Origin of the sequence: Sphingomonas sp. Root720 (assembly GCF_001428605.1) — a bacterium.
Classification (GTDB): domain Bacteria; phylum Pseudomonadota; class Alphaproteobacteria; order Sphingomonadales; family Sphingomonadaceae; genus Rhizorhabdus.
Genome location: NZ_LMID01000010.1, coordinates 270,103 through 292,082 on the forward strand (window position 1 = coordinate 270,103; position 21,980 = coordinate 292,082).

General features: G+C 66.0%; 24 protein-coding genes. 11 read left to right on the plus strand and 13 right to left on the minus strand.

All coding sequences use genetic code 11. The features are described from left to right. The first annotated feature begins 21 nt into the window (after nucleotides 1-21). Complete coding sequence (locus ASE22_RS08620) at nucleotides 22-483, plus strand: peroxiredoxin (RefSeq protein ID WP_056357540.1); 462 nt, start codon at nucleotides 22-24, stop codon at nucleotides 481-483. On the opposite strand, the gene ASE22_RS08625 is transcribed toward ASE22_RS08620, so the two are convergent. The 4 genes from ASE22_RS08625 to ASE22_RS08640 all read right to left on the minus strand — a co-directional run bounded on the left by ASE22_RS08625 (nucleotide 478) and on the right by ASE22_RS08640 (nucleotide 5,241). Then, complete coding sequence (locus tag ASE22_RS08625; protein WP_056357543.1) at nucleotides 478-1,533, minus strand: PepSY-associated TM helix domain-containing protein; 1,056 nt, start codon at nucleotides 1,531-1,533, stop codon at nucleotides 478-480. The genes ASE22_RS08620 and ASE22_RS08625 overlap by 6 nt on opposite strands. Further along, complete coding sequence (locus ASE22_RS08630) at nucleotides 1,530-3,728, minus strand: TonB-dependent receptor (RefSeq protein ID WP_056357546.1); 2,199 nt, start codon at nucleotides 3,726-3,728, stop codon at nucleotides 1,530-1,532. Before ASE22_RS08630 ends, ASE22_RS08625 begins: the two co-directional genes overlap by 4 nt. A gap of 89 nt (nucleotides 3,729-3,817) precedes the next feature. Further along, complete coding sequence (locus ASE22_RS08635; RefSeq protein WP_082545831.1) at nucleotides 3,818-4,294, minus strand: RNA pyrophosphohydrolase; 477 nt, start codon at nucleotides 4,292-4,294, stop codon at nucleotides 3,818-3,820. After that, a complete protein-coding gene (locus ASE22_RS08640) occupies nucleotides 4,291-5,241 on the minus strand; it encodes an alpha/beta hydrolase (protein ID WP_056357549.1) in 951 nt (316 codons plus the stop codon). The genes ASE22_RS08635 and ASE22_RS08640 overlap by 4 nt, the downstream gene beginning before the upstream one ends. A 35-nt stretch (nucleotides 5,242-5,276) precedes the next feature. Between ASE22_RS08640 and ASE22_RS08645 the strand changes: the two genes are divergently transcribed. From ASE22_RS08645 to ASE22_RS08670, 6 genes are all read left to right on the plus strand, one after another. Next, nucleotides 5,277-6,224 (plus strand): histone deacetylase family protein, encoded by a 948-nt coding sequence (locus tag ASE22_RS08645; protein WP_056357551.1) that lies wholly within the window; start codon nucleotides 5,277-5,279, stop codon nucleotides 6,222-6,224. After that, entirely contained in the window at nucleotides 6,224-7,069 is an 846-nt protein-coding gene (locus tag ASE22_RS08650) for a ferritin-like domain-containing protein (protein WP_056357554.1), read from the plus strand. The genes ASE22_RS08645 and ASE22_RS08650 overlap by 1 nt, the downstream gene beginning before the upstream one ends. Before the next feature lie 65 nt (nucleotides 7,070-7,134). Continuing rightward, on the plus strand, nucleotides 7,135-7,821 hold the full coding sequence (locus ASE22_RS08655; RefSeq protein ID WP_235536237.1) for a M23 family metallopeptidase: 687 nt from the start codon (nucleotides 7,135-7,137) through the stop codon (nucleotides 7,819-7,821). A gap of 90 nt (nucleotides 7,822-7,911) precedes the next feature. Continuing rightward, the gene (gene erpA, locus ASE22_RS08660; RefSeq protein ID WP_056358704.1) at nucleotides 7,912-8,238 is read left to right on the plus strand and encodes an iron-sulfur cluster insertion protein ErpA; all 327 of its coding nucleotides are present in this window, start codon (nucleotides 7,912-7,914) and stop codon (nucleotides 8,236-8,238) included. Between the two features lie 111 nt (nucleotides 8,239-8,349). Then, entirely contained in the window at nucleotides 8,350-9,126 is a 777-nt protein-coding gene (xth, locus tag ASE22_RS08665) for an exodeoxyribonuclease III (RefSeq protein ID WP_056358707.1), read from the plus strand. 63 nt (nucleotides 9,127-9,189) lie between these two features. Beyond that, a complete protein-coding gene (locus tag ASE22_RS08670) occupies nucleotides 9,190-9,927 on the plus strand; it encodes a hypothetical protein (RefSeq protein ID WP_056357560.1) in 738 nt (245 codons plus the stop codon). A gap of 4 nt (nucleotides 9,928-9,931) precedes the next feature. Here ASE22_RS08670 and ASE22_RS08675 read toward each other — a convergent pair whose 3' ends face one another. From ASE22_RS08675 to lptF, 6 genes are all read right to left on the minus strand, one after another. After that, entirely contained in the window at nucleotides 9,932-10,228 is a 297-nt protein-coding gene (locus tag ASE22_RS08675) for a DUF1244 domain-containing protein (protein WP_056357563.1), read from the minus strand. A 10-nt stretch (nucleotides 10,229-10,238) separates the two neighbouring features. Next, nucleotides 10,239-10,871 (minus strand): LysE family translocator, encoded by a 633-nt coding sequence (locus ASE22_RS08680; RefSeq protein WP_056357566.1) that lies wholly within the window; start codon nucleotides 10,869-10,871, stop codon nucleotides 10,239-10,241. Between the two features lie 23 nt (nucleotides 10,872-10,894). Then, the gene (locus ASE22_RS08685; RefSeq protein ID WP_056357569.1) at nucleotides 10,895-12,043 is read right to left on the minus strand and encodes a GNAT family N-acetyltransferase; all 1,149 of its coding nucleotides are present in this window, start codon (nucleotides 12,041-12,043) and stop codon (nucleotides 10,895-10,897) included. Then, a complete protein-coding gene (locus ASE22_RS08690) occupies nucleotides 12,043-12,750 on the minus strand; it encodes a sterol desaturase family protein (protein WP_082545863.1) in 708 nt (235 codons plus the stop codon). Before ASE22_RS08690 ends, ASE22_RS08685 begins: the two co-directional genes overlap by 1 nt. 158 nt (nucleotides 12,751-12,908) lie before the next feature. Beyond that, nucleotides 12,909-13,973, minus strand: coding sequence for an LPS export ABC transporter permease LptG (gene lptG, locus ASE22_RS08695; protein WP_056358709.1), 1,065 nt, complete (start codon nucleotides 13,971-13,973; stop codon nucleotides 12,909-12,911). A 26-nt stretch (nucleotides 13,974-13,999) separates the two neighbouring features. Further along, entirely contained in the window at nucleotides 14,000-15,202 is a 1,203-nt protein-coding gene (lptF, locus tag ASE22_RS08700) for an LPS export ABC transporter permease LptF (protein ID WP_056357572.1), read from the minus strand. 117 nt (nucleotides 15,203-15,319) lie between these two features. Between lptF and ASE22_RS08705 the strand changes: the two genes are divergently transcribed. From ASE22_RS08705 to ASE22_RS08715, 3 genes are read left to right on the plus strand one after another with little or no spacing between them, the layout of a single operon-like run. After that, complete coding sequence (locus tag ASE22_RS08705; protein ID WP_056357576.1) at nucleotides 15,320-15,838, plus strand: DUF2141 domain-containing protein; 519 nt, start codon at nucleotides 15,320-15,322, stop codon at nucleotides 15,836-15,838. Between the two features lie 2 nt (nucleotides 15,839-15,840). Then, complete coding sequence (locus ASE22_RS08710; protein ID WP_056357578.1) at nucleotides 15,841-16,812, plus strand: diacylglycerol/lipid kinase family protein; 972 nt, start codon at nucleotides 15,841-15,843, stop codon at nucleotides 16,810-16,812. A gap of 12 nt (nucleotides 16,813-16,824) precedes the next feature. Next, nucleotides 16,825-17,748, plus strand: a complete 924-nt coding sequence (locus tag ASE22_RS08715; protein WP_056357580.1) for a hypothetical protein — start codon at nucleotides 16,825-16,827, stop codon at nucleotides 17,746-17,748. A gap of 11 nt (nucleotides 17,749-17,759) precedes the next feature. Here the strand turns inward: ASE22_RS08715 and ASE22_RS08720 are convergent, their stop codons facing one another. The 3 genes from ASE22_RS08720 to ASE22_RS08730 all read right to left on the minus strand — a co-directional run bounded on the left by ASE22_RS08720 (nucleotide 17,760) and on the right by ASE22_RS08730 (nucleotide 21,259). Further along, nucleotides 17,760-19,745, minus strand: coding sequence for an ATP-binding protein (locus tag ASE22_RS08720; RefSeq protein WP_056358714.1), 1,986 nt, complete (start codon nucleotides 19,743-19,745; stop codon nucleotides 17,760-17,762). A gap of 63 nt (nucleotides 19,746-19,808) precedes the next feature. Further along, nucleotides 19,809-21,020, minus strand: a complete 1,212-nt coding sequence (gene spt / locus ASE22_RS08725) for a serine palmitoyltransferase (protein WP_056357583.1) — start codon at nucleotides 21,018-21,020, stop codon at nucleotides 19,809-19,811. Next, complete coding sequence (locus tag ASE22_RS08730; RefSeq protein WP_012050083.1) at nucleotides 21,017-21,259, minus strand: acyl carrier protein; 243 nt, start codon at nucleotides 21,257-21,259, stop codon at nucleotides 21,017-21,019. Before ASE22_RS08730 ends, spt begins: the two co-directional genes overlap by 4 nt. Before the next feature lie 237 nt (nucleotides 21,260-21,496). Here ASE22_RS08730 and ASE22_RS08735 point away from each other — a divergent pair, with 237 nt between their 5' ends. Continuing rightward, nucleotides 21,497-21,937 (plus strand): Pycsar system effector family protein, encoded by a 441-nt coding sequence (locus ASE22_RS08735; protein WP_235536236.1) that lies wholly within the window; start codon nucleotides 21,497-21,499, stop codon nucleotides 21,935-21,937. Nucleotides 21,938-21,980 lie beyond the last annotated feature (43 nt).

A 21,980-nucleotide genomic window follows, 5' to 3' on the forward strand; every position in this document is an offset into this window, starting at 1 on the left:
GCGTGACGAAGGAGACATGAGATGCTCAACGAAGGCGACAAGGCCCCGAACGTGACGCTCGACCTGCCCGACGGCAGCAAGACGAGCGTCGCCGAAGAGGCTGGCAAGATCCTCGTCCTCTATTTCTACCCTAAGGACGACACGCCAGGCTGTACGACCGAGGCACAGGGCTTCTCCGCGCTGGCCGAGGATTTCGCCCGCGCCGGCGCCACGATCATCGGCATATCCAAGGATACGCCGGCGAAGCACCAGAAGTTCATCGACAAATATGGGCTGGAGCTGCGCCTCGCCTCCGACGTCGATGGCAGCGTATGCGAAGCCTATGGGACGTGGATCGAAAAGACGCTCTACGGCCGCAACTATATGGGCATCGACCGGGCGACCTTCCTGATCGGCAAGGACGGTGCCATCGCCCGCATCTGGCGCAAGGTGAAGGTCAAGGGGCATGCCGAGGCGGTGCTGGCCGCCGCACAGGCGCTATAGCCGCCGCTTCGGCCGCCGGAACCAGAAGCTCCACACCGCGAGGCTGCCGAGCAGCGCGAGCGCCAGGCCTGACAGGGTCATCACGATCCTCCAGCCCAGGCCGCCCACCTTGGCCGCGTGTAGCGGATAGAGCATGTTGTAACCCCGGACCTGCCGGCCGAAGCTGCGCGCATCGCGCGCCGCGACCAGCCGCCCGCTGTCGGCCGCGAACCACAGCATCGTCCGCCCGTTGGGCAGCCATTCCTCGGGCTGGCGCATACGGATCGCGATAAGCCCGCTGTCCTTGCGCGGCAGGGCGAGCAGGCGGATTTCGGCATCGGGGAAACGGGCATGAGCACCCCGAACGATCGCGGCCCAGTCGACCTTGTCCGACAGGGGCACGCGGAGCGGCTTCGGCGCTTCGAGGCTCTTCTCGACCGCAGCCGACGTGCCGGGACCGAACGCCGCTCCCGCGACCGGGCGGAAGATCATTACCGTCCCGGTGTAGAGCGAGAGCAGCAGCAGCGGCGCGACGACGATGCCGAGATCGCGATGATGGCGCACGATCCCCGGCCGGGTGAGCCGGCGCGGCCACAGCCGGAACTCGAAGGTCCTGCGCATCCGCCACCACAGGACCACCCCCGACATGACGAAGAACAGCCCGCACAGCCCGGCGATGCCGATCACCACTTCACCGATGTCACCCGCGAAGAGGTGATGGTGGAGATCGAACAGCCAAAGTTCGGGCCGCTCCCACTGGCTGTCCCAGCGGCGGACGATCGCACCCGCCTGGTCGGCATAGGCGCCCGCGCCTTCGGTATAGGACAAGCGCAGCAGGCCGAAGCCGTCGCTGGCATAGAGGATGCTCTGCGGTCGGACGGCGGGATCGGCCATCAGTCGCGCGGTCGCGACCGCGAGCGCGGCCGGATCGGCGACCCGCGCGTCGGCCGCATGGGGCAGCGCGATCCAGGCATCGCGATGGACCAGGATCGCGCCGGTGAGCCCGAGCAGGGCGAGCACCAACCCGATCAGGCCGCCCGTCCAGCGGTGCAGCGTGTCGAGCAGTTTCAGAAGCGATAGTCCCAGCCGAGGGTCAAGGTGCGCCCGCGCCCCGCGAAATAGGCGAGGTTATCGGTCGGAAGCCGGGTGTCGCTGCTGTAGTCGATATATTGCCTATCGAACAGGTTCTGGACGCTGAAGCTCAGGCCGCCGAGCTTCGTCTGGTAGCGGACCGACATATCGGTCAGGTTATAGCCGCCGAAATTGTTGCGCGGATCGGGGTTCGCCTTGCCGTGGAAGGTGCGCGACAGATAGAAATTGGTCTGCACCAGCGCCGACAGAGGCCCGCTATTGTAGCTGGCCGACAGGTTGAGCCGGTCGGGCGAAATGTTGGCGCCGTCGAGATCGGTGTCGACGACGCCGTCCGGATTGGCGGTGTCGCTGTCATAGCGGCCCTTGATCATGGCATAGCCGACGCCGACCTTCAGACCTTCGACCGGCGTCTGGGTACGCAGGTTGACCTCCAGCCCCTCGATCTCGACGCGCTGGCGCTGGACGTCGAAGATGCGATCGGGCCGGGCGATCAGCAACTGCCCCTTGTCGCTGGACGACCAGAAATAGGTGACCGAGGCGTCGATCGGACCGCGCTTCACCTCGAGCCCGAGCTCGCGGTTGTTCGAGACGATCGGGCTGACGTCGGCGAAGGTGTCGATATCGATGCCGGGTCGGTTCACGGCGCGGGTGATGCGGCCGATATCGGGTACGGTGAAGCCCTCCGCATAGCTGGCATAGGCGCGGATCCCCTGCCACGGCTCGAAGATGATGCCGCCATTGAGCAGCACATCGTCGAACTTCGGCTTGCCGCCCGCCACGTCGACGCCCCCGAAGGTCGCCGGGTTGGGCGGCGTGCCGGTGGCGGTGGTGGAGGCGAGCGTATGATAATCGGCGATCTTGATCTGCACATTCTCCCAGCGCGCGCCGCCGGCGAAGCGCAGCTTGCCGTCGAACAGGCCTAGATTGAGCTGCGCGAATGGCGCCAGGCTGCGGAAATCGCTGGGCGGCACCCAGACGCGACCGGTCGCAATCAGCCGCTGCTCGGTCTTGTCGAACAGGGTATCGAGGCCGAGGATCGCGGTCAGCGCCTCGAATCCGGGCACGGCGCGCTCATAGCTGAACTTGGCGCCCAGCTTGCGCGAGCGGTTCTGCGACTGATCGAACAGGGTGCCGATCGGTTCGATCGTGGGATCCTGGAAGGTCGCCTGCTTCGCGAACTCTCCGCCGAACGTGTCGCGGGTACGGTTGAAGAAGAACTGGGTGACCAGATTGCCCCCGGCAAGCTCGGTATCGGTATAGGTCAGGGCGACGCTTTCGGTACGGCTGGCGGCGGGCTTGCCCGGAGGCTTTGCCCGCACCGCGCTGGTCGGCACGCCGGTCAGGCGATTGCCGTCGATGGCGCGGTAGTCGCCATCGCCCTCCATCTCGAACCGGCTGGCGATCAGATCGAGCCGGGCGCTGCCCGACACAGCATAGCCGAGCCGCGTGAAAAAATTCGTAGTCTTCGAATCCTGTGTTTCGCCCTGCGTCAGGTTCAGGCCGACCCGGCGCCCGTCGCCGTCATAATAGACGCCGCGCTTTTCGTAAGTGGCGCCGATCGTCACATCGAAATCGCCGGCCTTGTACTGGACGAGGCCACCGGCCTTGCCGCCGATGCCGTCCTTGCTGAACCCGTCGTCGGCGGTGCCCTGAAGCAGCACTCGGCCGGAAATACCGTCCTGCGTCGGGATACCGACCGTCACCTGGTTGACGATGCCGCCGGTGCCGCCGATCCCCTGCAACGCGTTCGAACCGTAGATCAGCTCGACCCGGTCGATGAAGAAACCGTCGATCGTGAAGCCGTCGCGGCTACCGTCGCGCAGCGGCGTCGACTGCGGAATGCCGTTGATCGCGTAGAGCGGCGAACGGCCGCGCAGCGTCTCGCCCGCGCCGGACAGCTTCTGCCGGGTCGGCGAGAAGGACGGCGTGAGTGCCGCGACCGCATCGTTCACCGATCCCGCTATGGCGATCTGCCGGTCGAGATCGGCCTTGCCGATGACGTCGACGGTCAGCGGCAGCGCGTTGGCGGGCAGGATGCTGCGCGCGGCGGTGACGACGATGTCGTCCCGGATCGCTTCAGTACCGGCTTCGGCATCGGGACCGGCCTGCGCGAGTGCCGGCACGGCGATGGCCAACGCGGTCATGGACGCGGCGATACGGAGCGAGCGGATCATCTTTCCCCCTTTGGATTCGGGGGAGCCGCTAATCCCTCTTTCTCTCAGTTGCAAGTGATTATCAGTAGCGTCCGATCCGCAAAGACCGGTCAGCCGGGCAGGTGATCGCGAAAAGCCTCGATTACCTGGGCGTAGAGATCCCGCTTGAACGGAACGATCAGGTCGACCAGCTCGCCGGCATCGACCCACTTCCACGCGCGGAATTCGGGCTCGGCCGTCTCGAGGTCGACGTCGGCGTCGGTGCCCAGGAACCGGGCGACGAACCAGTGCTGCGCCTGCCCGCGATAACGGCCGCCCCATATCTTGCCCGTCAGCTCGGGCGGCAGATCATAGAGCAGGACATCGGGCGCCCTGGCCAGGATCTCGACGAGTTCCGCCCTGATCCCGGTCTCCTCCTCGAGCTCGCGCAGCGCGCCGGCCTCGGGCTCCTCGTCGGGGTCGAGGCCACCTTGGGGCATCTGCCAGGCTTCGAGCGCGCTATCGATCCGCTGCGCCACGAAAACCTTGTCGTCGCTGTTGAGCAGCATGATCGCCGCCGCCGGACGGTAGGGGAGCGTCTTCTTCACGGCCGATATTCCTCGATCATCGCCTTGAATGCCGCCAGGCAGCCACGCAGATCCTCCTCCGACGAGGGGATGGCCCGGCGCAGGGTAAGCCAGCCGTGGATGTTGCCCTTGGCCTCGCGATAGACGACGGGCACGCCCGCCTCGATGCACGCCATCGCATAGGCCCGCCCCTGGTCGAGCAGCGGGTCGAGTGTCGCCACGGAGACCAGCGCGGGCGGCATGCCGCGCTGGTCTCCCACGCGTGGCGACGCCCGCCAGTGCTGGAAATCGGGTGCATAATGGCCGTTGAACCAGCGCAGCGTATCGAGGCTGAGCATATAGCCCTCACCCAGCCGCTCGGTCGACGGATAGCGCTTGCGCAGGTCGACAGCCGGATAGAGCGGCCAGATCGCGATCACCGGCAGCGGCGCCGGATGGTTGCGCAATGCCATGGCGGTGATGATCGTCAGGGTGCCGCCCGCGCTGTCGCCGCACAACGCCAGGGCGTTGAAGCGCCGCCCGAACAACATGCCCTGCTCGGCGATCCAGCGGGTCGCATCCTCGCAATCGTCGGGACCGCCGGGCCACGGATGCTCGGGCGCCAGCCGATAGTCGATCGACAGCACCGGCAGGTCGAGCCCGATCGCGATGTCCGCCGCCGCCGCGTCGTACAGCTCGATGTCGCCGAGCACGAAGCCGCCGCCGTGAAAGAAGACGACCAGCGGCCCTTCCCCGCGCTCGGGGCGCGGGTCGTAGAAGCGGGCCGGGATCGAGCGACCGTCATGGGTGGTAATGAACAGGTCCTCGCGGGTCGCGACCGGCGGGCTGTCGACATCGGCGACGGCCCGCATCCGGGCCGACATCGCGCGCGCCGTCGGCGGATCGAGTTCATGCGTCTTGGGGCCTTCGCGACTGTTGAGGTCATCGAGAAAGGCGCGGACGTCGGGGCGGACAAATTCCTCGTTCATGGCTTCCCATCGGCAAAATCGGATAAGGTGGCAAGATGCTGCACGTCGTTCACCACCCTCATTATGTCGCGCCGGCCGCGTCGGGAAGCGGCTTCGCCTTCGACAAATATGGCCTGGTGATGCAGGCGATCGAGGAAAGCGGCGCCGATCCGGTCCTCCACCGGCCCGAACCGATGCCGCACGCGTGGATCGAGGCAGTCCACGATCCCGATTATGTCGCCGAGGTCGCGGCCAGCCGGGTGCCGCCGCACAAGACGCGGCGGATCGGCTTCCCAGTCACCGAGCGCGTGACGCGGCGCGCGTTCCTCGCCCCCGGCGGCACCTGGCTCGCGGCGAAGCTCGCGCTGGCGCACGGCTATGCCGCCAACAGTGCGGGGGGTAGCCACCACGCGATGGCCGACACCGGTGCGGGCTATTGCGTGTTCAACGATCTCGCCGTCACCGCCAACCGGCTGATCGCCGAGCGCGATGTCGGGCGGATCATGATCGTCGACCTCGACGTCCACCAGGGCGACGGGACAGCGGTGCTGATGGCGGGACGGCCCGACATCTTCACCTTCTCGATCCACGGCGAGCGCAACTTCCCCGCACGCAAGGCGCGTTCCTCCTTCGACCTCGCGCTGCCGGACATGACCGGCGATGCCGATTACCTCGCGGTGCTGGCTGGCCATCTGCCCGCCGCGATCGATGGTTTCCGTCCCGACCTGATCCTCTACCAGGCTGGGGTCGATCCGCACCGCGACGATCGACTCGGCCGCCTCGCCCTCAGCGACGATGGCCTGCGCCGGCGCGATCGCTTCGTGATGCGGCAAGCGCGAGAGCGCGACATCCCGCTGGCCAGCGTGCTCGGCGGCGGCTATGGCGACGACCGCCTCGAAGTGGCACGACGGCATGTCCGCTCGATCCTCGCCCTGTACGGGGCCTTCCGGGAAATCGACGCTCCGGACGGTGCCGGAGCTGCTGGAGCGCTGGACTGGATCTGATGGTCTCCGACATCTCGGCCGCCTGCCGGGCCGTCCTCGACGAAGCCCAACCGCTCGCCAAGGTGAAGGCGGCTCGCCGGGCGGCCCGCGAGTGGCGCCTCGGCCGAACCGCCTGGGGCTTCGGCACGGCGATGCCCGATCGTCCGGCGCGCACCGGCCGGCCGCCGTTGCTACCGCCCTCGCACATGCCAAAGCGCGGCCGTGCCGGATCGCCACGGGCGCGGATCGCGATGCTCCATGCGCTCGCCCATATCGAATATGTCGCGATCGACCTCGCCTTCGATCTTGTCGGGCGGTTCGGCGGGCATTTCCCCCGCCGCTTCGTGGACGATTGGGTCGCGGTCGGTGCCGAGGAGGCAATGCACTTCGCACTGATCGAACGGCGGCTGATTGCATATGGTGCACGCTACGGCGACCTGCCGGCGCATGACGGCCTGTGGGAGGCGGCAGCGGAAACGGCGCATGATCCGCTGGCGCGGCTGGCGGTGGTGCCGATGGTGCTCGAAGCCCGGGGCCTCGACGTAACCCCTTCTCTGATAAGCCGTTTCGACGCCGCGGGCGATGACCGGTCGGCGCGGATCATGCGCCGGATCGCCGAAGACGAGGTCGACCATGTCGCGGCCGGAGTCGCATGGTTCCGATTCTTGTGCGACGCAGCGCGAATCGATTGCGTGCAAAGTTGGCAATCGATGGTCCAGCTACACTTCCGGGGACCGGTTAAACCTCCGTTCAACGACTCGGCGCGCGATAGGGCCGGTCTGACGAAAGAGATGATGGTCGGGGTTGCCGCCCCCCACGATCTTTCTCACAACCCCACCAGTCGCGTGAGGGGGGGCAATTCCTGACGTCGGCGTAACAGGGTCCGACCGGGCATCCGGTTCGGACAAAGCGTTCCGATGTCGGGGGAATTATGCACCTGGTTTCTATTCTTCTGACGGGTCTGCGCCTGCTCGCCCGACCGATCTCTTCGGTCCAAACGAAGCTCTTCGCCGCAGCATTGCTGCTGACGGCGTCTACCGCGCCCGCCCTGGCACAGGACGGCAACCTCAATACAAACGCCCAGGCCGCCGCCAAGTTCCAGGCCATCTTCCTTTCCTGGAAAAAGCTCGACACGGTCAACGTCGCCGCCACGGGCGCAATTTCGATTCCGTCGATCCTGCCGATCGCGAAGTTCACCTTCTCCAGCGCCTTCGGCGTCCGGTCCGATCCGTTCGCCGGCTCTGCCGCGATGCACGCCGGCATCGATCTGGCCTCGCCCAGCGGTACCCCGATCTATGCGACCGCCGACGGCATGGTCGATCGCGCCGAATGGTCCGGCGGCTATGGCAACATGGTCGAGATCGAGCATGGCAAGGGCATCTCGACCCGCTACGGTCATATGTCGCGCATCGCCGCCCATCCGGGCCAGCGGATCAAGCGCGGCGATCTGATCGGCTATGTCGGCTCGACCGGCCGCTCGACCGGCAACCATCTCCATTATGAGGTCCGCATCGACGGCCGCGCCGTCAACCCGATGCCCTTCCTGCAGTCGGCCAACTACATCATGGCCGTCAACGAGCAGAATTCCGACATCGCGCAGGGTGGTCCCGAGGATTGATCCTCCCGATCCGGCTGGGATAAAAAAGGGAAAAGGCCGCCGGCGATTGTCGGGGGCCTTTTTAATCCCTATCTTCGGGCCATGGATGCAATGCCCGACATCGACCTGACCCCGTCCGCCGCGGCGCGGGTCGCCCTCATCGCCAGCAAGACCGGCAAACCCGCGATCCTGCGGCTGGCAATCGACGGCGGCGGCTGCGCGGGCTTCCAGTACAAGTTCGAGCTGGCCGAGGCCCCCGACGACGACGACACCGTCGCAACCCGCGACGGCGTGACCCTTGTGGTCGATCCGATGAGCCTCGACCTCGTGCGCGGCGGCGCGGTCGATTATGTCGAATCGCTCGGCGGCGCCGCCTTTCGTGTCACCAATCCCAATGCGGCCTCGGGCTGCGGCTGCGGTTCGAGCTTCTCGGTCTGAGCTCAGCCGACCCGCATCATTCTCGCTTATCGACGTCACCGCGCCGGCGTGACGGCCATCATTTGTGACGCAATGGGTGACGGTGCGCTTCCGCCGCGCTATCCCGCTCCGATGAAGATCGCGACGTTCAACATCAACGGGATCAAGGCCCGCCTCCCCCGCCTCGTCGAGTGGCTCGAGCAGAAGTCGCCCGATGTCGCCTGCCTGCAGGAGATTAAGACTTCCGACGAGACCTTTCCGATCGCCGAGATCGAGGCCGCCGGCTACGGCGCCATCTGGCACGGGCAGAAGGGCTTCAACGGTGTCGCCATCCTCGCCAAGGGCGCCCAGCCGGTCGAGCGACGCAAGGGTCTGCCCGACGATCCCGACCCCAGCCACAGCCGCTATATCGAGGCCGAGGTGAACGGGGTGATCGTCGCGTCGATCTACCTGCCCAACGGCAATCCGCTGCCGGGCCCCAAGTTCGACTACAAGCTCGCCTGGTTCGACCGGCTGATCGGCCATGCCGCCGACCTGTGGACCGAAGAGATGCCGGTGGTGTTGGCCGGTGACTATAATGTCATCCCTACCCCATCGACCGACGACGTCTTCTCCGAACGCGCGATGGCGAGCGACGCGCTGACCCAGCCCGAAAGCCGGGCCGCCTTTCGCCGCCTCTGCCATGCGGGCTGGACCGACGCGGTCCGCACCATTCATCCGCACGGACCCGTCTATACCTTCTGGGATTATCAGGCGGGTGCGTGGCAACGTGATGCCGGCTTCCGCATCGACCATCTGATGCTGAGCCCGGCGGCCGCGGACCGGTTGAACAACGCCGGCGTCGACAAGGACACGCGCGCGCTCGAGAAGGCCAGCGACCATGCGCCGACCTGGATCACCCTAAGGTAATTGCGCAACCGTTCCGTCTCGATTCCGGTATAAGGTCGAAAGACCAAGGGAGTGGGGACTCATATGGTAGACCGGATCGATTCCTCGCGGGCTCGGACGCCCGAGCGCCGCTTCTTCGCGGTGATGGCGGCGACGATGGTGGCGACCATCATCATCGGTTTCCTGCCGAGCTATTTCCTCCGCGGCCTCGTCAGCTTCGGACCCCCGCCACCATCGCTGACGCCGCTGGTCCATCTGCACGGCACATTGTTTACCGCCTGGATGCTACTGTTCCTCGTACAGGTCTTGCTCGTCACCGGCGGCCGTCGCGACATTCACCGCAGGCTCGGCATCGCGGCGATCCCGTTGCTGCCCGCGATGATCGCCGTCGCGACGCTGAGCGGCCTCCATCAGGTCGGGCGCGCCTCCGGTCCACCGATCGTCCCGCCGCTGAGCTGGCTGTCGATCCCGCTACTAGGCGTGCCCGTATTCGGCGGCCTGATCGCCGCCGCACTGGTCAAGCGCAACGACCCTGCCAGCCACAAGCGTTACATGGTCCTAGCCATGATCGAGATGACGAGCCCCGGCCTGGGACGCTGGCCATGGCCCGCCTTCATTCCCGGCCCGGTCGTCCTGTTCGGTTTCAGCGACCTGTTCCTGCTCGCGCTGATCACGTGGGATCTGAAGCGATATGGCAGGGTCCACCGCGCGACCGCGATCGGCGGCGCCTGCCTCGTCGGATCGCAGGCGATCCGGATCGCGGTGTGGCAGACCGAACCCTGGATCGCCTTCGCGCGCTGGGCGGTCGGCCTTATCGGCTGAGGCCTCAGCCTGCCTTGTTCCTCGCGACGCTCGCCTCCATCCGGGCGAGCTGCTCGGAAGTCGCGGGCGGCTGCTTGGCCTTCCATTCCGAATAGGGCATCGCATAGACCGCCTCGCGCGCGGCATCCTTGTCGACCGCGCCCGCCGAACCCTCGGCGAGCCAGTCCGACAGACAATTTCGGCAGAAGCCGGCCAGTCCCATCAGGTCGACATTCTGCACATCGTCACGATGCTGGAGGTGGCGGACCAGCCGGCGGAACGCCGCGGCCGCATGCTTGTCGTCGATATCGTCGATCGTCATCCCACTCTCCTCAACGTTCGCGCCACGCCAGTAGCGACAGCCCGAACAGGATGAACAGCGCGCCGCTTACCCGGCTCAGCTGGCGTTGCCATTCGGCGCGGCGAAGATAGCGGGCCAGGGTGCGCCCGCCGGTCGCATAGGTCATATACCAGCCCGACTCGATCACCACGAAGGTTGCCAGCAGGATCGCGAATTGCGGCCCCTTGGGAAGCGCAGGAGCGATGAACTGGGGGAAGAAGGCCGCGGCGAAGATCAAGGCCTTCGGATTGCTGAGGCTGATCAGGAAACCGGCGCGGAACAATTCGCCCGGCGTCCTACGTTGCGGCTCGATCGCATCGGACGCAATGTCGATCGGCGCACCCTCATCCCGCCATGCCTTGACGCCGATCCAGATCAGATAGGCCGCGCCCATGATCTTGATCGCCGTCAGCAACTGCGGCAAGGCGGCGAGCAGCGCGCTCATTCCCATCGCCGACAGGCCGAACAGGCAGAGCAGCGCCAGCATGCACCCAGCCATGGTGAAGATCGCCCGGCCGAAGCCGTGCCGCATGCTCTGGGTCATGACGTGCAGCATATTGGGCCCCGGCATCGCCGAGATCACAAAGGTCGCACAGACGAAGATCCACCAGATTTGCAGCGACATCGGTGCTTCCCATGAGTCGGGGATCAGAGATCCTTGGCGTAGATGCGATAGACCTTGTTGATCCGGCTATCGATGGTCTCGGCGATCGATCGCATCCCCTGATTGTCCTCGAGGATCCAGCCGATCTCGCTGCGGCTGGCGCCGTAATTGGCGATCGAATCGCGGCGGATATATTCGATCATCATGAAGGCCAACTGGCTCGCGAGGCGGGTCGCCTGCAGCTTCTTGACGACGCCCATCAGCGGAACCCGCATGGTCTTCACCTGGGGCTTGCGCAGCCGAAGGAGCAGCTTCGCCCAGCCGAAGGGGAACAGCCGCCCGTCGAGATCGGCGGTCAGCTCGTTGAGGTCGGGCAAGGTCATCATGAAGGCGACCGGTTCGCCATCGACCTCGGCCACGCGGATCAGGTCCTCGAACACGACCGGCTTCAACTTCTTGCCGGTATAGGCGATCTCGCTCGGGGTGATCGGAACGAAACCCCAATTGTCCGACCAGGCATCGTTGAGGATCGACAGGATCAGCGCGGCTTCCTCGTCGAAGCGGCTCTTGTCGACCTTGCGGATATGGATGCGCGAATTTCGTTCGCCCGACGACACGATCCGCTGCACCAGCGGCGGGAAATCCCCGGTGATGTCGAGCTCATAGCACAGGAGATCCTTGATCCCCTTGTAGCCGAGCGGCTCGACCCAGCCCTGATAGGCGGCATTGTGATGGCCCATCATCACCGTCGGCGGGTGATCATGGCCCTGCACGAGCAGGCCAGGCTCTTCCCAGATAGAGCAGCTGAGCGGCGCCATGACGCTGGTCATGCCCTGGTCGCGCAGCCATTGCTCGGCCCGTGCGATCAGCGCGGTGGCGATCTCCTGGTCGGCCGCTTCCAGCAGGCCCCAATTGCCGATGCCCGGGCCGCCACCCTGCTCGACGGGCATCGACAGCCACAGATGATCGATATGCGCCGATATCCGACCGACCAGTTTCCCGCCGCGCTCGGCGAGGAAGAGCTGCTGGTCGGCATGCTCGTAGAAAGGATTCTTGCCGGGCGTGATCAGCTCGAGCGCCTCCATCCGCAACGGCGGCACCCAGTTCGGATCACCTGCGTTGAGCGTGAAGGCCAGTTCGACGAAGCGCTTCCGGTCCGCCTTGCCGGCGGCGGGACGGATGAGGAGAGACATCAGTGCGGGATGCGCTGGCTCGGATGGCCGGTCGCGACACCGCCCGACAGTTGCGCGACCCGGGGATAGCGCCGGGCGACCTCGGGCGTATAGCCGAGGTTGAACACCGTCTCGCTCTTCTTCGCCTTGTCGATCCGCTCGTAATAGGTGCCGAACAGCCGATCCCAGAAATAGTTAGTGATGCCGAAATTGCCGCGCTCGTCATGAAAGTGATGCGCCATGTGGCGGGCCTTCATGTTCACCACCCACCGCTGCTTCGGCTTGTAGGCCAGGTGCTGGATGCAGTGGAAGAATTCGTAGACGCAGGTCGTGATCAGCCCGGTCGCGAAGGCGGCCAGCGCCGCGCCGGTGCCGCCGATCGCATAGCCGATCGGAGCGGTTGCGAGCGCGATCGTCGGCAGGGTCGTGTGGAGCGCACCGAACAGGATTTCGAGCCGGTTCGGATCCTGGTGATGATCGTAATGGATACGCTTCCAGGTCGCGGCCAGGAAGGGCACCTTGAACATCCAGCGGCTGTGCAGCACCCAGCGGTGCAGGCAATACCAGACCAGCGGGTAGACGAACACCGATACACCGATCGCCGCCAGGGTCGGCAACACCGGCGCGGGATAGCGGAAGAACAGCCCGATCGCGATCGCAGCGCTGAGCAGATAGCCCATGATCGCCGGATATTGGAAATAGGCGATCACCAGCTCGCGCAGCGTCATGCGGTCGAGATGGTGGTCCTTCGCCCAGAAGGCGGGCTTGATGGCCGACAACTTCACGCAAAACCTCGATTTCGAAAGCGCCCCGGGTGAGGCTCCAATATGGGATCGCGGTCTGGATTGGCAATGCGGCGCTTTTGCGACCGTTCGGCGTCGCAAAGCTATTCCTCGGTCCGAATCAGCACCGTTTCTCCGATCAGCAGGAACAGCAGGAAGGGCGCCCAGGCCGCCAGAAAGGGTGGATAGGCGCCGAGATTGCCCATCGCCAACGCGAAATTATCGGCGACAAAATAGGCGAAGCCGAGCGCCATGCCGATCACCGCGCGGATGAACAGATGGCCCGAGCGGGCGAGACCGAAGGCGGCGACGGCCGCCAACAGCGGCATCAGTACCGCCGACAACGGCCCCGAGAGCTTGTGCCACAGGCCGGCACGCAGCGGCCCCGTCGGACGGCCGGCGGCTTCGAGATCGGCGATCGCGGTGCGCAGCTGCAGGATCGACTTGGATGCCGGATCGACGTTGGACAGGGTGAAGCGGTCGGCGGTCACCCCCCGGCCGAAATCATAGGTCGGCAGCTGGGTCGTGACACCGCGTTCGACATCGAAACGGCCGGCTCCGGCGATCCGCCACACGCCGCCCGTCTGGAAGGCACGGCTGCCCTTGACGATCGCGACGAGACGGCCGCCCGTGCGATCGTAGACGGTGATGTCGCGGAGCTGCGCCTGCGTTCCCCGGCCATGCACCGCGATCGCATGGATCAGGTCGTCGCCGTCGCGTACCCAGACGTTGGGGACGATACCGCGATCGCGGGGGATCAGGCCGTAATCGGCATCCTGCCACGCGCTCAGCGTCGCGGTGGCGCGCGCCACGACCCGTTCGTTGAAGGTGAACGACAGGATGGCGACGCCGAGGCTGGCCACCACCAGCGGCGCCAGGATCTGGTGGGCGGAAATGCCCGCCGCCTTCATCGATACGATCTCGCTGTTCTGGTTCAGCGTGACGAAGGTGATGAGGGTGGCCAGCAGCGCCGCAAAGGGCAGGAAGCGGGCGATGATCTGAGGCGTGCGCAGGGTGACGTAGATCCACAGCTGCGCGTCGCCATTGCCGGGATAGGCAAGAATGTCCCCCGATTCCCCCAGCAGGTCGAGCGCCATCAGAACGATCACCAGCGCCGCCAGCACCGCCGCGAAGCGGACGAGGAACATCCGGGCCATGTAGAAGGTCATCGTCGGCGAGGCGAAGAAGGAGATATTCACGCGGCCTCCTTCCGGCCGAAGCGGACCCAGCGTCCGACCGCCTTGAACGCCTTGTCGGCACCGCGTTCGAGTGCGCCGATCGGCTGACCGCCGGGGACGTGGGCGATCGTACGATACATCCACCATACCAGTGCCGCGAAGAACAGGAAGGGCACCCATAGCGCGATCAGCGGATCGATCCGGCCGAGCGCTGCGACCGAGGCGGCATATTCGTTGATCTTGTGCTGGGTCACGATCATCACGATCGACAGGAAGACGCCGAGGGCGGAGGAGGAGCGCTTGGGCGGAATGGCCAGCGCGAGCGCCAACATCGGCAGCAGGAACATCGTCGCCACCTCCACCAGGCGGAAATGGAATTCCGACCGGAATTGGGCACGCTGCTTCGCCGGGGTCTTCGCCTGGTGCGCGGTCACCACCAGTTCTGGCATCGTCATTTCAAGATCGCGGCCGCCGCGCTGGCGAAAGGCTTCCATCTTCGGCAAGTCGATCGGCAGGTCGTGGCCCACGAACTGGAGGACGCGCGGCTCCTTGAACTGCGGCGCGTCGTGGACGAGCACGCCCTTCTGGAGCCGCAGGATGATCGTGTCGGGATCGTCGGTAGCCAGGAACTGGCCATGTTCGGCGGTCACCGCCAGGCTCTTCCCATCCTTCGATTCGGTCATCACGAAGATACCCGAAAGCTCGCGCCCCCCTTCGCGGCTGCTTTCGACGCGAATCGTCATCCGCTTTCCGAGCTTGGTGAATTCGCCGACCTTGATCGATGCGCCGAGCGCGCCCGAACGCAGCTCGAAGCGCAACCCCTCATAGGCATAGCGCGAATAAGGCTGGACGAAGCCGACTATGGCAAGATTGAGGAGAGCCAGGGCGACCGCGTAATAATAAGGCACGCGCAGCAGCCGGCCGTAGCTCATACCCACCGCGCGCAGGACGTCGAGCTCGGACGACATCGCTAGCCTGCGGAAGGCAAGGAGGCAGCCGAGCATCAGCCCGATCGGGATGCCGAGCGACATATATTCCGGGATCAGATTGGCGAGCATCCGCCAGACGACGCTGACCGGCCCGCCTTCCGACACCACGAAATCGAACAGCCGCAGCATCTTGTCGAGCGTCAGCAACATCGCCGCGATCACCAGCGTCGCGATCAGCGGCGTCGCGATAAGCCGGGCGACATAGCGGTCGGTAAGCGTGTCAAATCTCAAGTTTTCGACGCCCCGTGACCATGTTCTGGCCGCAATCGCAGCCCACCTTCCGACTCATGGGGGCAGTGTGCCGGCCATGCGTTCGCGCAGGCTATAGCTTCCAGGAGTAATGAGGTCATGTCGAAACTTGTGGTTGGGATGGTTGGACTCTCGCTTGTGGCGGCAATGCCGGCCGCGGCAGGGGCGGCCGTGCTCGGCCCCGATTCGGCCGCCTGCAACGGCGGCGGCCCCGCGATGCTGGTCCATGTCGATGGTTTCAAGAAGCGCACCGGCACGCTTCGCGTTCAGTCCTATGGCGGAAACCCGACCCGCTATTTCGAAAAGGGCAGTTGGTTGCGCCGCATCGATGTGCCCGTCCCGCCCTCGGGCGCGGTCGATGTCTGCGTCCCTGTCGGGGCCAATGGCAGCTACGCCGTATCGGTGCGCCACGACATCGACGGATCGGGCAAGACCGGCATGAATGACGGCGGCGGCATGTCGGGCAATCCGAGGCTTTCGCTGATGGACGTGATCTTCCGGCGCAAGCCGGCCCCCGACAAGGTGCAGGTGAACGTCCACGGCGTCACCCAGGTCCCCGTCACTCTCAATTATGTCCAGGGCGGCTCCTTCGGTCCGCTCGCGATGGCGTCGCGCTGACGATGGCGGCGGTCGCGCTCCTCTCCAATCCACGCTCGACGGGCAACCTGTCGATGCTGCCGCGGATGCGGAGCTTCTGCGCCGCGCACAGCGATATCTTCCATTATGAGGTCGAATCGGTCGAGCAGATCGGCGAGGCGCTACGCACCATTGCCCGGGTCAATCCCAAGGTGCTTGTGGTCAATGGCGGTGACGGCACGGTGCAGGCCGCATTGACCGAGCTCTATCTGGGCAATTATTTCGACGGCGCGCCGCCGCCGGTGGCGGTACTGCCCAACGGCAAGACCAACCTGATCGCACTCGATCTGGGCGCGGTCGGCGATCCGATCGCCGCGCTCGAACGCGTGATGGAGATCGCCCGCAGCGGCATCGAGGACCATGTCGTCGTACGCGAGCTGATCGCCCTGTCGGACGGCGCCGACGGCACCCGTCCGGTGCTGGGAATGTTCCTCGGCGGGGCCGGCCTCGCCGACACCATCCTCTATTGCCGCAACAAGATCTATCCGCTGGGTCTGCCCAACGGCATCAGCCATTTCCTGACCGCGATCGCGGTGCTGGCGACCTTGATCCTGGGCATCCGCTCCGCCTTCCTGCCGCCCGCCGCCCGCCCGATGAAGGTGTCGATGATGCGGCACGGCCAGTTGCAGGGCCGCTTCTCGCTGCTGATCGTCACCACCTTGCACAAGCTGCTGCTGGGTAGCAGCACCGGCGGCACGGCGACTTCGGGCGCGCTCCAGATGATGGTGGTCGAGCAGCGGCCGCTGCCGCTGCTGCGTGCCTTGTTCGCCGGATTTCTGGGGCGCGTCGGTCGCGATCGCATGGACGGCGTGCATTTCGAGCGCGGCGACGAGATTCGCATCGAGGGCGACCGCTCGAGCGTGATCCTGGACGGCGAGATCTTCCAGGCGGATACCGGCCGGCCGATCGTCCTCAAGACCACGCCGCCGGTGCCCTTCCTGCGCCTCGCCGCCTGAACCGGGCAGCCCATGACCCTCGAAGCGCTGGTGGCGGCGGAACTGGCAGAGCCTGTGGATCCGCGCGTCGCCGCCATGGCCGCGGCGATCGCGCAGCGCTACGGAACCGCGTCGCGCGCCGTCCTTTTCTACGGTTCCTGCCTGCGCGAATCGAATCTCGACGGGCTGATGCTCGATTTCTACCTGGTCGTCTCGGACTATGGCCAGGCTTTCGGAACGGGCTGGTTCGCCCTTGCCAACCGCCTTCTGCCGCCCAATGTCTTCCCCTTCGAGCATGACGGGCTGATCGCCAAATATGCGGTGCTGAGCGAGGCGGATTTCGCTCGCCTCGCCTCGTCGGCGACGCTCAACGTATCGGTATGGGCGCGCTTCGCCCAGCCGTCGCGACTCGTCTGGGTCGCCGATGTCGCGGCCCGCGAGGCTTGCATCGCCGCGGTGGGCCTCGCCGCTCCCGCCCTGCTCTCAGCGGCCAGGCCGATGCTGCCCGAACGCATCGCCATCGGGCGACTGTGGGCAGAGGCGTTCGCGCTGACCTACGCGGCCGAATTGCGCGCCGAGCGCAAGAGCCGCGCCGGCTCGGTGGCCGACGCCGATCCGGATCGCTATCGCCGCTTCACCGCTCCCGCCCTCGCCGCCGCAGGAATCGGCGCGACGATCACCGGCGACGAGGTGGGCTTCACCCATCCCCCGACACCCGCCGAACGCAGCATCGGGGAGCGGCTCTGGGCCAGGCGGCGGCGCGAAGGCAAGGCCCTCACCCTAGCCCGCCTGGCAAAGGCCAGCACCACCTATGCCGGCGGGATCGACTACCTTGCCTGGAAGATCAACCGCCACGCGGGCGCCGCGATCGAGATCAAGCCCTGGCAGCGCCGCTGGCCGATTCTCGGCGCGATCAGCCTGCTGCCAAGACTGCTCGCCGGGGGGGCGGTGAAGTAGGCGGCCTGGTTCTACGCCGCCTGCGAGTTCGACAGTTCGCCACGGCGTTCGATCGCGCGGGTGACGGCGTTGCCCAGCGCTGCGATGGTGAAGGGTTTGCGCAGCACTTCATGGCCTGCGAAGTCGTCGCTCTGCCCAGCCTCGCCGACATAGCCGGTAACGAACAGCACGGCGATGCGCGGATAGTCCCGGCCGATCGTCGCAATCAGTTCGGGACCGGTCATGCCGGGCATCATCACGTCGGTCAGGATGAGGTCGAAGCGCGAATTTTCGGCCAGGATGGCCACGGCCTCCTCGCCCGAGGCGCAGGCGCGGACCATATGCCCGAGCTCGGCCAAGCCGGCGCGCGTCGATGCCTGGACGCGAGGGTCGTCCTCGACCAGCAGGATCGAGAGTGAACCGGTGTTCGGCCGCACGGCGTTGACGGCGTCGGTCACGCTCCGCTCGGCCGCGATCCCCCGATAGCGCGGCAGGTACAACGAGATGGTCGTGCCCTTGCCGACCTCCGAGTCGACGCGGACATCGCCATGCGACTGACGAACGAAGCCGAAGATCTGGCTGAGGCCGAGGCCGGTCCCCTTGCCGACCGGCTTGGTCGTGAAAAACGGCTCGAACGCGCGCGCGAGGACCTCCGGCGGCATCCCGCAGCCGGTATCGGTGACGGCGATGCGGACATAGTCGCCCGGTTTGATGGCGGTCGAATCGGTGCCGCCGATCGCGACATCGGCGACCGATATGCCGAGCCGTCCCGCCCCTTCCATCGCGTCCCGCGCGTTGACGGCGAGGTTCAGGATCGCGTTTTCGAGCTGGTGTGCATCGGCCCAGATCGGCCAATGCGCCTCGGTGGTGTCGACATCGACGGTGATGCGTTCGCCCAGGGTCCGATCGAGCAGGACGTTCATCCCCGCGACGAGCCGTGCGGGCTGCACCGCATCGGGCAGCAGCGGTTCGGCGCGGGCGAAGGACAGCAGCCGCCGGGTCAACGCCGCCGCGCGGTCGGCTCCCTCCATCGCGCCGTCGAGATGGACGCCCGCCTCGGCCGGACGCTGGGCGATCTTGCGCCGCGCGAGATCGAGGCCCCCCACCACCACCGCGAGCATGTTGTTGAAGTCATGTGCGATGCCGCCGGTAAGCTGACCGACCGCTTCCATCTTCTGGGCCTGGGCGAGTTGGGCCTCGGCGCGCGCGCGGGTCTCGCTCTCCTCGCGCAGCCGGCTATTGGCCTCGCTCAACTCGCGGGTGCGTTCGGCGACGGCCGTCTCGAGCTGCGTGGCGCGATCGAATTCCACCTCGGCCTGCTCGGCGGCATGGGCGCGCTGCGCCGCCGCCGCCGCCGCGAGCCAGCCGAGCAGGATGGCGAGGCCCATCAGCACGAGGCCGAGGACCGACAGCAACGTCGCGAAGCCGTTGGCCCGCTCGGCCGAGAAGAAGGTATCTTCGGACCGCTGGCCCAGGCGGGTCCGCTCGTTCGAGGCGATGCTTTCGAGAGTCGCTGAAATGGCGACGACATTGGGGGATTCGCCGGCCTTGTTGAACATGCCGATCGCGTACCAGCCCTTGCCGACATTGGCGAAGGAGGCGGCTGCCGCCAACTCCTTGTCGCGTTCTGCCGCCAGTCGCTCGAGCTTCCGGACCAGCTTCCTCTGTTCGGGCTGGCCTGCGACCAGCCTGTCGAGCTGGCGCAGCTGGCTGATCGCGCGGCGCCATTCGTCATAATAGATGGTGCCGACCCGACGATCGCCGCTCACCACATAGCGCCCCAGCGCCGCCTCCGACCGCGCCAGCGACGCGTCGAGCGAGCGGGTGAGCACCATGATGTCGTAGCTGTGCTGCTCGCGCTGCAAAGCCTCGTCGCGCGCGTCGTTCGAGCGCGCGACCATGGCGACCACCGCGATCAGCAGGCCCAGCGCCACGACGGCGAGGACGGCAGCCGCGAGCACGCGCTGCGCCGCGGGGGACACACCCCGCTTCAAGGCGTCGGGAGAGAACGTCGCCATCATCATCTTGTACCGTAGCCGCAGCGACGGGCAAAGCCACTAACCGGACGAACCGTTGAAAGCTCAGGAGATGACCCCCGTTGCCCTCCCCGCGCTTTCGAACATGCCGAGGATACGGTCGACCTGCTCGTCGCTATGTTCGGCACATAGCGAGCAACGAAGCAGGAACATGCCCGCCGGCGTCGCCGGAGGCCTGGCGGTGTTCACATAGAGCCCTGCTTCGAGCAGCCCCTGCCACAGGCCGACGGCCTGAGCCATGTCGGTCAGGATCACGGCGATGATCGCCGACTGGGCCGATTCGGTCCCGAGCTTGTAACCCATGTCGCGCAGCCCCTGGTGCAGGCGGCGGGAGTTCTTCCACAGATGGGCGCGCTTTTCGCCGGCGTGCATCAGCTTGCGGATCGAAGTCGCGGCAGTCGCGACCACCGACGGCGGCAGCGAGGCGGTAAAGACATAGGGACGGCAGACGAGGCGCAGCACCTCGAACTTGGGATGGTTCGAGACGCAGAAGCCGCCGACCGTTCCGACCGACTTGGAGAAGGTGCCGACGACGAAGTCGATATCGGCCTCCACCCCGGCCTCCTCGAACACGCCGCGGCCATGCTCGCCGAAGAAGCCCATGCCATGGGCTTCGTCACAGAGGATCATCGCACCATGCTTCTTGGAGACGGCGACCATTTCCTTGAGCGGGGCGATGTCGCCCATCATCGAATAGACGCCCTCCAGGACGACGAGCTTGCCCGCCTCGGGCGGAAGACGGCCCAGCCGCTTGTCGAGATCCTCGACCGAATTATGACGGAAGCGTACGATCTCGGCGTTGCCGAGCCAGCAGCCGTCGTAGATCGACGCATGGCTGTCGGCATCGAGGATGATGTAATCGCCCTTGCCGGCGATCGTGGAGATCATCCCGAGATTGGCCTGATAGCCGGTCGAGAAGACGATCGCGTGCTCGGTTCCGTAGAACTCCTTCAGCGCTTCCTCGCACTCCTTGTGGCCCTGATAGGTGCCGTTGAGCACGCGGCTGCCGGTCGTGCCCGAGCCGAATTCGTCGAGCGCCTTCTTGCCGGCCGCGATGACGTCCGGGTCGAAGGTCATGCCCATATAGTTGTAGGTGCCGAGCAGGATGGTCTTCCTGCCGTTGATCATTGCCTCGGTCGGCGACAGCACCTCGTCCATCACGATCGCGTACGGGTCGCGTACCCCGGTGGCGAGCAGGGCCTCGCGCTCGGCGATCAGCGGGTCGAACTTGGAAAAGAGATCGGTCGCCAAGGTCAGCCCCGCAATTTGGCTACGGCGTCGACCAGCTGGCCGACGGTTTCGATCTCGGCCTGCATGTTCATCGTGATGATGATGTCGAACTCGTCCTCGACCGCCGCGACGAAATCCATGACCGTAAGACTATCCCATTCGAGATCGCCGGCGAAGCTGGTCGTCTCGGCCAGGTCGATACCCTTCTTGTTGAACGGCTCGATCTGCTCGGCGACGCGGGTGAAGATATCTTCTCTGCTGCTCATGCCATGTCCTTAAGGTCGTTGGGCCGCGCATGACAAGCGATTGCGGCGGCATCGCGGCAAGCGCGCGGCGGCGCTTGGCAGCGACGGGTTCGCAATGCATAAGCGCGATGATCGGATGTCGCTCAAGGGGGCCATGTGTCGGCAGAATCCGCAAATCCCAACGGACCGCGCGTTTATTCGCCGGATTTCATTCACCTGCTTCGGACGACACAGCAGATTCAGTACCAGCTCAGTCAGATGGCCGACCAGAAGGCCAATCTGCTGATGGGCACGACCTTCGTCATCTTCACCGTCACCATCGGCCAGGCCAAGGCCGGAAGCGGGCCCGCGGTCGCGCTGCTGATCCTCGGCGCGGCGGCGTTCATGTCCGCATTGCTCGCGGTGATGGCGGTGCTACCCTCGACCAAGGCTGCGCCGCGGCCGGACGGCCCGGCGAATCTGCTGTTCTTCGGCTCGTTCAGCCAGTTGAGCGAGGAGGAGTTCGTCGAGATGATGCTGAAGACGGTGCAGACTCACGAAGCCGTGTTCAAGGCCTTCGCCCACGACATCTACCAGAACGGCCGGGTGCTCGCCCGCAAGAAGTACCGGCTGCTCGGCTATGCCTATCGCGTGATGGTGACGGGACTGGTGCTCAGCTTCATCGCCTTCGTGCTCCACTTCACGACCGGCATCGGCTGACCGGGCGGCGCCTTATGGCCGAAACCCTTCCGGCTTTCACCGG